This window comes from Halorubellus salinus, from assembly GCF_020567525.1.
Lineage (GTDB): Archaea > Halobacteriota > Halobacteria > Halobacteriales > Natrialbaceae > Halorubellus > Halorubellus salinus.
The window spans coordinates 369,800-381,350 of record NZ_JAJCVI010000001.1; the positions used below are offsets into that span (position 1 = coordinate 369,800).

Consider the following 11,551-nt stretch of genomic DNA (forward strand, 5'->3'; position numbering starts at 1 on the left):
CCTGGTTACGGTCCGGTGTTTTGTTTGGTATTATGCCGATGATTGGTAACTGGAACGTAATCGTCGGTTGCTGTGGACGACGAGACGGGGCGTCTTCGAGTCGTTCGCCGCTCGCGCGCAGGGCCGAATCCGGTGTTCCTCGGGGCGTGAGACCGTCTTGCACGCCGCTGGCTGTCTCGCAAACCTTTAGTTGCGCCCGTTCGGACGGTTTACATGGCGAACGACGTTCCCCCCGACGGTACGTTCTCGGAGAAACTGCGCGTCCCAGAGGCGTTGACGTTCGACGACGTGCTCCTGCGACCGAAGGAGAGCCGCGTCGAACCGGACGAGGCGGACCTGACGTCCAGCGTCTCGAAGAACGTCGAGCTCCCGACGCCCGTGCTCTCGGCGGCGATGGACACCGTGACCGAAGCGGACCTCGCCATCGCGATGGCACGACACGGCGGGCTCGGCGTCATCCACCGGAACCTCGACGTCGACGAGATGGCGCGACACGTCGAGAAGGTCAAGCGGGCCGACGAACTCATCATCCGTGACGTCGTGACGGTTCGCCCCGAGCAGACGGTTCGCGAGGTCGACGAGCTGATGGCGCGCGAGGGCGTCAACGGCGCACCCGTCGTGAACGAGGACGACGAGGTCCTCGGTATCATCTCCGGGACGGACATCCGCCCGTACCTGGAGGTCGGCGAGCAGGACAACGTCGAGGAGGCGATGACGGAGGAGGTCGTCACCGCTCGCGAGGACACGAGTGCGCGCGAAGCGCTCGAGTTGATGTACGAGCACAAGATCGAGCGCGTTCCCATCGTCGACGACGACGAGCGTCTCGTCGGGCTGTTGACGATGCAGGGCATCCTCCAGCGTCGCGAGTACGACAACGCGGCACGCGACGACGAGGGTCGGCTGCGCGTCGGTGCGGCGGTCGGGCCGTTCGAGACCGAGCGCGCGCTCGCCATCGACGAGGCGGGCGTCGACGTGGTGTTCATCGACTGTGCGCACGCCCACAACTTGAACGTCGTCGACGGGGCACGCGAGATCAAGGAGTCCGTGGACGCGGACGTCGTCGTCGGGAACATCGGGACTCGCGAGGCCGCCGAGGACCTCGTGGGCTTCGCTGACGGCCTGAAGGTCGGTATCGGGCCGGGCTCTATCTGTACGACGCGCGTCGTGTCCGGGGCGGGGATGCCCCAGATCTCGGCGGTGGCGCAGGTCGCTGACGTCGCGAGCGAGCACGGGGTGCCCGTCATCGCGGACGGCGGCATCCGGTACTCGGGTGACGCCATCAAGGCGATCGCGGCTGGTGCTGACACGGTGATGCTCGGGTCGTACTTCGCGGGGACGGCGGAGGCGCCCGGGCGGGTCGTGAAGATGAACGGGAAGAAGTACAAGCAGTACCGCGGGATGGGGAGCGTCGGTGCGATGCAGTCGGGCGACGACGAGAACCGCTATCTGAAGGAGGAACCCGAGCAGGAGGAGGATTACGTGCCGGAGGGCGTGGAGGCGGCGACGCCGTACAAGGGCCCGCTCCGGGACGAACTCCACCAGCTCGCCGGCGGGATGCAGTCCGGGATGGGGTACGTCGGTGCCGAGACCGTCCCCGAGTTCAAGGAGCGGTCGGAGTTCGTCCGCGTCTCCTCGGCCGGGCAGGCGGAGAGTCACGCGCACGACGTCGTCATCACGGACGAGGCACCGAACTACAGCCCCGACAGTAGCTGAAGCGTCGACCCCGGGAGGTCCCGTTCGTTCTCTCGCATTCGTCTGTTCTTTCTCATTCGTCTGTTCTCTCGCATTCGTCTGTTCTTTCTCATTCGTTCATTCTCCAGCGCCACGCGCGTTCCGGGCTTGGACTTCGAGGTCGTGTTCGAGCCGACACCCACCCCAATCGTGAGTGGTGGTAACAATTAACACACTTGGTCGCGTAGTTCGACGCGGACCATGAGCGTACTCGACTCCATCCGCGACGCCCTCGGCGGCGGGACCGAAGCCCCCGAGAACGACGTCCACTACCGGTGCGAGTTCTGCGACAGCGAGTTCGAGACCGCGTACAGCTTCTGCCCCGACTGCGGGAGCGAACGCATCGCAGAGGTCGCCTAACCACCACCCGCACTCCAGCGAGTCACCGAGCGGTCGGTTCCCGCAGTTGCGTCGACGTCTCCGAACGAACCGTCACGCAGTACACGCCACCGACGACGAGAAGGAAGCCGACGACGCCGATAGCCGCTTCGCTCCTCACGTTCGGTTTCCGAAACGCAAGCGCTTCGACGTCCTGCTCACTTCGTTCCCAGGACCGTCACAGAAGCGGGCCGGACGGGAACTCGAACCACGGTCGCAGCAAGCTGCTCCCTGATTCAATTCCTTCGTGACGTTCCGCGCGGCGCGGACTCCTCGCTCCGCTCGTCGTGTTGCGTCGCGAGAGAAGCGGGCCGGAAGGGAATTGAACCCCTAATGATAAGTTCGAATCGCGGCACAGCGCCGCGATTCGCTCCTTATCATAAGCATTCGCTCACGTCGCACGGCGACGTTCGCGAATACCCTGACCGCTTTCGCGGGTCGCTCCCTGCCGGGCATCCAGTAGGTGCCGGGCGGGGTGCGCTTCCACGCCGAAAAGACTCAGTTCCGGGCCTGCGGCGCTTCGCGCCGTTCCGGGCTCCTGACCTAGAAGAGTCGATCTCCCGCGCGTTTCGAGCTACAAACCCCTGCAAAGCGGGTTCGCACACTCGGACGCGTGGCGAGTATCGGACACCCAGACCCTCGAAGAGACCTCACATCGGGGCCTCGCAAAGGAACCGGGAATGGCTGTCGTCCTGCGACAGGACAAGAACATGACCGACGACCTAGAGCCCATCGGGCCACGAGAAGCCCTCGAACTGTACGCCAAAGACCGCGACATAGCAACGTCGACCGAGCGCGCCCACCGTCGGCGCATCGGCCGGCTCGCCGCGTGGTGCGAGAGTCAAGGTATAGACAACCTCAACAACATCAACGGTCGGAAGCTGCACCGGTTCAAGATCGACGCGTTCGAATCGAAGGACAACGGCGGGAACTACTCTCGGGAGACCATCCGGAGCGTGATGGACACCATCCGCGTCTTCATCCGTTGGTGCGAGTCCATCGACGCCGTTCCACAGGGCACCAGTGAGAAGGTGCAATCACCCTCGCCGGAGAACACGCGTACCGAAACGCTCGATGCGGAACGCGCAGGACAGATCCTCCGCTACCTGCACGAGTACGAGTACGCGAGCCATCGTCACTGCCTCATCGAAGTCTTCTGGCACACTGGCCTTCGGCTCGGCGGCGTTCACGGTCTCGACGTCGACACGGTTCACCTCGACGAGAACTACGTCGAACCGCTCCACCGGCCCGAAGAAGACACCCCACTCAAGAACGGCGAGGCCGGCGAACGACTGGTCAACATCTCCGAAAGCACCTCTCAGGTCATCGCCGACTACATCGAGAACAACCGCCACGACGTCAATGACGACTACGGCCGGGAACCGCTGTTCAGTAGCCGATACGGTCGTCGTGCCAAAACCAACCTCCGCGAGATAGTGTACGCCGTCACCTGCCCCTGCACGTACACGAACGAGTGCCCCCACGGCCGAACGATCAGCGAGTGCGAGGCCACGGCTCGGAAGGATCAGGCATCGAAGTGTCCGTCTTCCCTCTACCCGCACGCGTTCCGACGTGGCAGCATCACGCACCACCTGCGTGAGGACATGCCGAAACATCTCGTCTCGGATCGGATGGACGTGAACTCCGAGACGCTCGACAAACACTACGACACGCGTTCGGACAAGGAGCGGATGAACCAACGGCGAGACTACCTCCCCTCGAACAACGACCCGAACCGTCGAGAAAAGTAGTCACGCCCCGGAACCGCTTCGCTAAGCATCATCAGCTATTCTTTCTTTGGTTTTCTCTCCCCGCGAGTGATCCGCACAGTTCCTGAACAACCAATGACTGCCATACGCGCTCAATTACACTGGCTTGTTGACGGGTACTCAACTAACCACTGGCGACGAGTGCTCTCTATCAGTTCCATTCTCAGTGCGCAAACTACTTGTCTATACTCCAACCTGCTAAAGTCATGCGTGATTTATCAATACCACGTCGAGATTTTTTAGACTCAATTGTTTTTGGTGGTTTGGCATCTGGAGTCCTAAGCGAAATCTCATGGAAAAGTCCAGATGATTTGCGAAGCATCTCTTACAGTGAGACCCTAGCCGGTGTCATTGACGAACAAGATCCCACATCAGGGTTTGAAGATCGAGATTACTATACTGAGCCAATCAAGTTTGAGGGCTCGGCTGGAGATTCGATTTTCGTTGAATTATCCAGTGACGAATTTGAACCCCACATCAGACTGTTAAACCCCAATGGGAGGCCAATCGGGACAGATAATCTAGAGGGTGCGACTGGTATCAAAGCCTACCTACAAAAAGACGGGACTCACACAATCAATGTCTCAACAAGTAAACCAAAGAGAACCGGACGCTATTCAATTTCTATCGCAAAAATCACATCGGACTTGAGACAAATTCGTTATGGGCAGCACAAAGGTGGCATCATCAGCGAGTCTGATCCGACTTCGGGTTTTTATCGAGAACAGACTCGATATATTGAGCCGGTGACCTTCGAAGGTACATCTGGCGACTCTGTTACTATCACAATGTTTATTGAAAACTTTAACTTTGAGATATATGATAATCCGAGACTACGATTAATTGACCCAGACGGTAATACCATAGCATCAGACAGTGGTGCAATACGAGCTATCTCAGGACGCGCTATGGTGGGTATTTCTGCAGACTTATACATTGATGGGGAATATACAATTAACGTCGGTAGCACGGATAGCGCCCCCGGTGGAGAATATCTCTTACATCTCGAAGGTGAGTCTTCAAATCCGCCCAGTTCCACCGAGACTGAAACAACTTCCAAACTGACTGAGACCCCCACTACTACGACACAGACAGAGCCCACAACGACGATATCGACTGAACAACCGAGCACGATACAGAGTGAACGCTCAGCTACGTCACCTACTGAGAATCCAACCACGGTCGACAACTCTACTCGAACATCTGAATTTCAGCGGGGGTTCTTCAATAACAATCAAGCAGGTAATCTAAAATTCCTTAATAATCCCTTCTTTTTGACTGTTGCTGGATTTCTAATTTCAGTATCGGGAATCGTGTACCAGTTACTGGAGGACGACTGACGATGGCGAGAGGACTTCCCGCTTTTTGGAGTTCGATCATCGGTGTTCCCTTTATTGGGGTCGGACTATTTCTCTACTTGGCCGAGACAAATCATCCCGCAGAATTGGGAATCCCGTTTATACTCTTTGGAATCTTCATTGTCGGAGTTGGGCTGTACGTTCACTATATCGCTGCACCCAAACCACCGAAACTACGAGAAAACGAAGAACTCATAGACGACCGGCATCCTACTCAGCGCGTAGCTCTGGCCAAAATCCTCGTCAGCATCCCATTGTTGGCTCTTGCCCTTTATTTACTATTCCACACAAAAGAGCCGTACGTATATCCGACAATAGCATTTATTACTGGATTATATTTCCTTTCAGAAGGTCTCCAAACCTACTGGACTAATAGTCTCACGAAGTACTACATTACTAACCAACGTATCGTTAAAGAATATCGACTTCTTTCTCTCATACGACGTGAAATTCCGTTCGGGAAGGTCAGAGCCGTCGAAATTCGGAAATCTCCAACGGAGGCAATAGTCGGTCTAGGAAATGTGCGTGTGGCCAGTGGAGAGGGGGGGACACTCGAGATAGTCATGCAGAATATCGAAAACACAACTGACTTCGCTGACAAGATTCGCAACCTCATATAATTATAGGACTTTAGACAGGTGGTCGAACATAATCAACCAAGGCTCCTCACCTGAAGAGCCGGCTCAAGAATCCTGTCCCAGATTCCTCTCTTTTGGTCAGTTCGTCAATATCCAACCACTCCCCAAAGTCCTCCGGGTTCTTTACAATGATGTTACGACCGCTCTTCTCGGGACGCATCTTCGTCGGTAGCGTCTTCCGATAGCTGTAGAGTTCGTGTGGTTCGAGGTCGAACTCTGCGATGAGGTGGTCTTCCCGGCGTTCGAACGAGACATCGCCCCGCTTGGAGGCTTGCCGCCACTTTCGCTTCCCGATGTTGTACTTGCGGTTCGCTGGTTCGACGGGGAAGTAGTCTGGCTCCTTCCGGCCGGCCCGATCGTAGAACTCGCGGAACACGCGTCGCACGTCCTCGACCGTCCCGCCCGCATCCAAGTACATCTCCTCCTCGAGAATCCGACGGGAGACGTAGGAGAAGATCGGGTTCTGCTCGTCAAGAATCTCGTTGAGGTCTTCCTGCGCCTTGTAGAATCCCTCGTCCTCGGGGTTCGATGGGAAGGCGACGTCGAAGTGCAGCATCTTCGAGCGGTTCCGGAACCAGTCATTCGGACGAGAGTCGTTACTCGTGAAGATGATGGATGGGTAAGATACCTCGTCTCCCGGATTCCACGAGTCCTGCCAGAAGTTCCGGAGCGTATCCACACGCTCGATCTTCTGCTTCGAGATGTCCGAGACTACGTAGGGGAACACCGTGTCGATGTTGCGTAGTGAGCGAATCTGGTTCTTCCCGACGTTGTCGGCATCGGCACCTCCGCGGACGAAGTCGTCAGAGATGAGTCGAAGCAGGAACTCTGTGAACTTGTCCTTCCCCGCGTCGGATTCCCCGAAGACGTACAGGTACTGGAGCGCGTTGTCCAGCGTGACGTCTCCATAGAACTGGCGTGCGTAGAGGTTCACGAACGGTGCCCACAGGCCGTAGAGAATGGCCTCGTACATGTGCGCCATCACTGCTTGCGGGTTGTTCGTCTCTCCCCACTTGTCGACCGTCTCGACGTACTCTTCGATGTTCGCGAGCGCAGCATTGAGCACTTCGGGGTCGGCTTCCTCCTCGGCGGTTAGAATCCGGTGGTGTTCTCCATGCTGGAGGTGGACGCGTCCGGCCTCGGTGTCGACCCACATCTTCGGTACATCGTACCGAGTTTCGAGATAGTTCGTGTAGCCCTCGACGGGCGTCGTGATCGCATCTGTGCCGACGTCAGCGCCACGCCGCTTGAGATCGGTTTCCATCTGGTCAAGGTAACCGTCCGTCTCGAAGCCCTGTGTTGGAAGCGTGATCGAATATTCGGGGGTCTTCGCCGCTGTCACTCCCTCAGGAGTCTCGCCAGAAGATCCATCCTCCCCACTCACCGTCTCCTCTCCGTCAGTCTCCCCGGCTTCGACGTGTTCGACAGTAACGACCTCATCTGCTTCATCCACATCATCCGACACACCGACGACCTTGTCCACCTTGTCACCGAGGTCGTCTAACTCTTCGCCGATACTCGAGTGAATCTCTCCCTGTTCCGAGAGCTGCGTATCCCGGTTGTCGATCCAAAGCTCGATCCGTCGCTCCTTCTCCTCCTCGTCATCAAGTTGCTCCAACTCTTCAGCGAGGTTCTCCATGAAGATCTCGTTCGCATAGCTGTCGCGGTGGTCTTCGATCCATTCGAGAAACCGTTCATCGAGCTGGCTCCCCACGCTCGTGTTGAACACAACGACGCTGTTGGTCTGGTTCTTCCAGCTATTGTAGGAGAGGTTTGCACTTCCAGCAATCAGGACGACCTCCTCGTCTGGCTTGACGATGCGATAGAGCTTCGAGTGAACGACCTTCCGATTCTTCAGTCGGACGATCAAGCTATCCTCGCGATAGTGGCGCTCAAGTTGGCGTGCAATCGTGGCGTCATCAACGGAGGACTGGTACTCCTCGCGGTTGCCGACGAGCACATCCATCGTCTCCAACTTCGCCTCTTCCTTCTCAAACAGATCGAGCAGCAACTCTGGTGACTCACAGTACGTTACAGCATCAACGTGAATCGCACCCTCGAAGAAATCAGTAAACGACTCCCAGCTTTTCACCGTTTGCCACTCCATCTCCGCCGCATCCCCGAACCCGCCCAAATTAATCGTCGTCGCCCAATCCATGGTGTTCGTGGTCTGGAGAGACGGCCTCATAAGAATTGTCCACGGGCTGAACAATATGCCGGGTACCGTCTGTGACTTCAAAGATGCTGATACCAGCCAAGTAGGGGATGCGCTCCCAGGGCTTCTCCGGGAGTACTGGGTCGGACTCGTCTAAAGGGTTCTCGCAGAAGCACACGTGATAGAGGGAGTCAACGACATTGGCGTCAATCTGGTAGGCCTAGGTCGTGAGTTCGTAGAAACTATGTAACTGGTCATTCACCCAGATCTCCGCAAAATCAACAATCTATCAATATTCATATCACGGTCTCGGTGGTAGATGACGAAAACAGATCGAGTTTGAACAGCAACACTACTTCTTTGGCAACGTCATCTCGACGCGTGCACCTTCGCTGGTATTGGTTAGACGAATCGCTCCCTGCGACTTTTCGACAACCCACTTCATCAACCAAAGTCCGACACCTGAACCGTGCGAGAGTGAGGTTTCCTCCTCGTTATTTATGACGCCCAGTTCTTCTTCTGGAATTCCCTCACCATTGTCCTTTACAACTATCGAAGCGCAGTCCTCCTGGATTTTCGAGGTGACTCTCACCACTACTGGCGAAGAGTTGTGCTTTAGCGCGTTCTCAAGAGCGTTCTCAATCGCTTGCTCAATACCGATTACCGCTGAAACATCCACATCATCAACACTCACGGCGATGGTCTCGCTAGGAAATTTGCTCTCGACTTCGCTCACGGCCGCCGACACCATTCGTTGAAGAGAGTCGGACTGTATCTCTCGTTCTTCACTCATCACTCTCTCGACTTGCCGCGCTTTGCCACAATGGCTGAGCAGCCGCTTGGAGGCCTCGAGAATGCTTTCTGCTGTACTATCGGTTGACTCGCTCTCGTTATTGTTCGCGATAATTTCAGCATGACCGTTGATTAGTGAGAGCTCATTCCGCATGTTGTGACGGAAAACACGGGAGAAAACTTGACGGAGTAGATCAAGTTCTTTCTGCCGTTTTTGTAGTTCCTGCTCATTGTTTAACCGTTGGACGACCTCTCTCGCATGACCAGACAGTAGCTCCACCAACTCCATATCGGTCTGGTCAAACGCAGCACGATCAAACGATGCTGCTTGGACAACGCCCACGTCCTCCATTGGAACCGTCAGCACTGACGAGTACTCTCCATCAGGTTCGGCATCAGGATGTTCTGTAACATCGTCGACCAGTATCGACTGTTTCTTGTGATATGCTTTCCCAGCAAGCCCGGCCTCCTCTAAGTCTACGGGCGGGTCAGAATACCCATCGTCCGGGAGATCGCTCGAAGTAGCGGCGAGCCAAAGCTTATTGTTTTCAACCCGGTCTACTGCACACATATTGAGATCGAGAATGTCTTCTAGCGCCTCAATCATCACGTCGTAGACCGCTTCAGGGGAGTCACATCCAGCGAGTTCGACACTAATCTCATAGAGGCGCTCAATTTGATTGTGGCGGCGCTCGATTTCTCGCTCCCGAGTTCGTTGCGTGGTGATGTTCTCCAACATGACGAGCGCACCACTCTCGCCTGAATCAACGATGGTCGGGATCACTGAGCCTCGTGCATACCGGCGATTATCATCCACAGTTAAAAAGCGATACTCCCGAGCCTCAACCGCGTTGTCGTTATGAAGTGCTTGATCAAGTCGATTCTTAGACGCCGGTTGAGCTTCCTCTGGGATGAATTGGAGTGCAGACGATTCGAGTAGTGACTGCACGGTGTCTGCCTCGACTGCCTCTCTCCATGCCTCATTTGCCTCTCGAATCCGATAATCTGTATCGACAACCAGTATTGGAACCGGTGAATTCTCGACCAGCCGATGATGTCCCCCATCTCCGCCTTGGGGCGATTCTCTCATTGTTGGCTACTGTACTCTTTAGGAAGATATCATTTGTGGCGCGGTTGCCACTTGTTTTGATTCGTCCAACACGGCGAATCCACTGTCTGTGGACGATAGTCATCTATAGTGTAACAAATATAGGCGTTTAATATCGGAACAGTAGATGGAAGACAATTCCTTCGGCGCACCAGCGACTCACGTTGATACGGTCTAAGTGAGGTCGAAAATCGCTTACCTCTACGAGGAGTCGAAATCGAACTCACCGTTTCCCTCGGCCGAGATGACCTCAGCGCGGAACTGCTGCCAGAGCGACTCTGTCGGCCAGTCCTCCGACCACTCTACCTCCCACTCGCCGGTCGGCGAAACGTGGACGAGTGCCGCCCCATCAAGTTCGCGAAACGCGTGCTGGTATGCCGTTGCCTGCATGCGGTGAGACGTCCGCAGCGCCCCAGTCTTGATGTCGACGGCACGGCGCTTGGAGCGCATCTCTGCCACGAGGTCGATCTGCCCACCGAAGCCGACCGGAGGCCACGCGTCCCCATCGAGTAGCCGGACGAACATCAGTTCCCCGCGCCACACGTCGTCGTAACCAATGTTCAAGGCCGGCCGAATCGTCGTGCGCCACAGGTGTCCGATCTCGTCGGCATCCTGCTCTGCGACATCTAGGAGCGGATGCTCCGCTGGATACCGGTCGTACTCCCAGCCATCGGCAGCGAGCCCCACGTCGTCGTACGAACGGATGGTCTCGAATAGCGTCGCCGCAGAATGGTGACGGACGCTTTCGTCCGATGGCTGGATCAGTTCTTCGCGAGCCTCGATAGTGCCATCGGGCGTGCTGACGTCCATCTGGCTCGTGATGCGGTAGTGGCCGAGGATCCCCAGCTGTCGCTTGTACCAGTACTGCACCCACCAGCGCAGCGTGTTCTTTCGCCACTTGCGCAATGGCCATTGACTCTCGAACAGGGGTGACTCTTCTGGGAAACTGCTGAGTCGATGTTACCCGTGACCGTGGTAACACTGGCCTGACGCCGCCTTCCTCGTCCTCGTACCAACGGTCTTCATCGTCCGTCGTTCCTCGTCGTACCGTACGCCGCCGAAACCGTGATTGGAGCCAGTTCCTCACTGGTAGGTGGTTCGGGTTCGTCATTGGTGTAGTGCGAGTGCGGCTGCTCGTTGGCGCTCAGATGAACGCGTCCGCCGAAATCTCTGCGTCCTCGGCGTCGACAGCATCAGCATCCCCGCTGAGGAGGGCGGTGACGATGTACGTCACGTCGACAGCGTCGCGGACGTAGTCCAGCAGACAGTCGATGCGGTCGGTATCGAACGCCTCAAGCGAGTCCAACAGGAGGAACGGCACGTCATCGGCCACATCGTGTGCGACGTAGCCCACCAGCGCGACGACGAGCCCGACCAACGATCGTTCCGACTTGGAGAGCGTGCCGGGGTCGTCCTCGTCGACGACAGAACCATCCTGCTGGCGTCTCTTCACGACCAGCCGGAACTCGGAGAGCCCAGCCGGATGCTCGGTCGGTTCTCGCTCCAGATGGATTCCGGCGACCCCGGCGTAGTCGAGACGCTCGACGAGTTCCGTCATGTGTGTCGTCGCTACGTCCTGTACGCGTATTGACCACCACCTGTGAGTCATCGACAGAGTAATA

Annotated in this window: 9 protein-coding genes; 5 read left to right on the plus strand and 4 right to left on the minus strand. The window is 56.8% G+C overall.

What is annotated here, in order from left to right:
• The first annotated feature begins 213 nt into the window (after positions 1-213).
• From guaB to LI336_RS01900, 5 genes are all read left to right on the plus strand, one after another.
• Positions 214-1,713 (plus strand): IMP dehydrogenase, encoded by a 1,500-nt coding sequence (gene guaB, locus LI336_RS01880; RefSeq protein ID WP_227130919.1) that lies wholly within the window; start codon positions 214-216, stop codon positions 1,711-1,713.
• A gap of 219 nt (positions 1,714-1,932) precedes the next feature.
• The gene (locus LI336_RS01885) at positions 1,933-2,091 is read left to right on the plus strand and encodes a hypothetical protein (RefSeq protein WP_227130920.1); all 159 of its coding nucleotides are present in this window, start codon (positions 1,933-1,935) and stop codon (positions 2,089-2,091) included.
• A gap of 728 nt (positions 2,092-2,819) precedes the next feature.
• Positions 2,820-3,860: a tyrosine-type recombinase/integrase gene (locus tag LI336_RS01890; RefSeq protein WP_227130921.1), complete on the plus strand. Its 1,041-nt coding sequence runs from the start codon at positions 2,820-2,822 to the stop codon at positions 3,858-3,860.
• 224 nt (positions 3,861-4,084) lie between these two features.
• Positions 4,085-5,218, plus strand: a complete 1,134-nt coding sequence (locus tag LI336_RS01895; RefSeq protein ID WP_227130922.1) for a hypothetical protein — start codon at positions 4,085-4,087, stop codon at positions 5,216-5,218.
• 2 nt (positions 5,219-5,220) lie between these two features.
• Positions 5,221-5,856: a PH domain-containing protein gene (locus LI336_RS01900; RefSeq protein ID WP_227130923.1), complete on the plus strand. Its 636-nt coding sequence runs from the start codon at positions 5,221-5,223 to the stop codon at positions 5,854-5,856.
• A gap of 46 nt (positions 5,857-5,902) precedes the next feature.
• On the opposite strand, the gene LI336_RS01905 is transcribed toward LI336_RS01900, so the two are convergent.
• The 4 genes from LI336_RS01905 to LI336_RS01920 form a co-directional block, all read right to left on the minus strand.
• Positions 5,903-8,032 carry an Aq_aa27 family P-loop NTPase gene (locus LI336_RS01905; RefSeq protein WP_227130924.1) on the minus strand — a complete coding sequence of 710 codons (2,130 nt, stop codon included), beginning with the start codon at positions 8,030-8,032 and terminating at the stop codon, positions 5,903-5,905.
• Between the two features lie 349 nt (positions 8,033-8,381).
• On the minus strand, positions 8,382-9,911 hold the full coding sequence (locus LI336_RS01910; protein ID WP_227130925.1) for a sensor histidine kinase: 1,530 nt from the start codon (positions 9,909-9,911) through the stop codon (positions 8,382-8,384).
• A 219-nt stretch (positions 9,912-10,130) separates the two neighbouring features.
• The gene (locus tag LI336_RS01915; RefSeq protein ID WP_227130926.1) at positions 10,131-10,799 is read right to left on the minus strand and encodes a hypothetical protein; all 669 of its coding nucleotides are present in this window, start codon (positions 10,797-10,799) and stop codon (positions 10,131-10,133) included.
• A gap of 274 nt (positions 10,800-11,073) precedes the next feature.
• A complete protein-coding gene (locus LI336_RS01920) occupies positions 11,074-11,487 on the minus strand; it encodes a hypothetical protein (RefSeq protein WP_227130927.1) in 414 nt (137 codons plus the stop codon).
• Between the last annotated feature and the right edge of the window lie 64 nt (positions 11,488-11,551).

Bases quoted from the DNA above. Each gene is read 5' to 3' on its own strand.
- guaB (WP_227130919.1), top strand. From the start codon at position 214: ATGGCGAACGACGTTCCCCCCGACGGTACGTTCTCGGAGAAACTGCGC.
- LI336_RS01885 (WP_227130920.1), top strand. From the start codon at position 1,933: ATGAGCGTACTCGACTCCATCCGCGACGCCCTCGGCGGCGGGACCGAA.
- LI336_RS01890 (WP_227130921.1), top strand. From the start codon at position 2,820: ATGACCGACGACCTAGAGCCCATCGGGCCACGAGAAGCCCTCGAACTG.
- LI336_RS01895 (WP_227130922.1), top strand. From the start codon at position 4,085: ATGCGTGATTTATCAATACCACGTCGAGATTTTTTAGACTCAATTGTT.
- LI336_RS01900 (WP_227130923.1), top strand. From the start codon at position 5,221: ATGGCGAGAGGACTTCCCGCTTTTTGGAGTTCGATCATCGGTGTTCCC.
- LI336_RS01905 (WP_227130924.1), bottom strand. From the start codon at position 8,032: ATGGATTGGGCGACGACGATTAATTTGGGCGGGTTCGGGGATGCGGCG.
- LI336_RS01910 (WP_227130925.1), bottom strand. From the start codon at position 9,911: ATGAGAGAATCGCCCCAAGGCGGAGATGGGGGACATCATCGGCTGGTC.
- LI336_RS01920 (WP_227130927.1), bottom strand. From the start codon at position 11,487: ATGACGGAACTCGTCGAGCGTCTCGACTACGCCGGGGTCGCCGGAATC.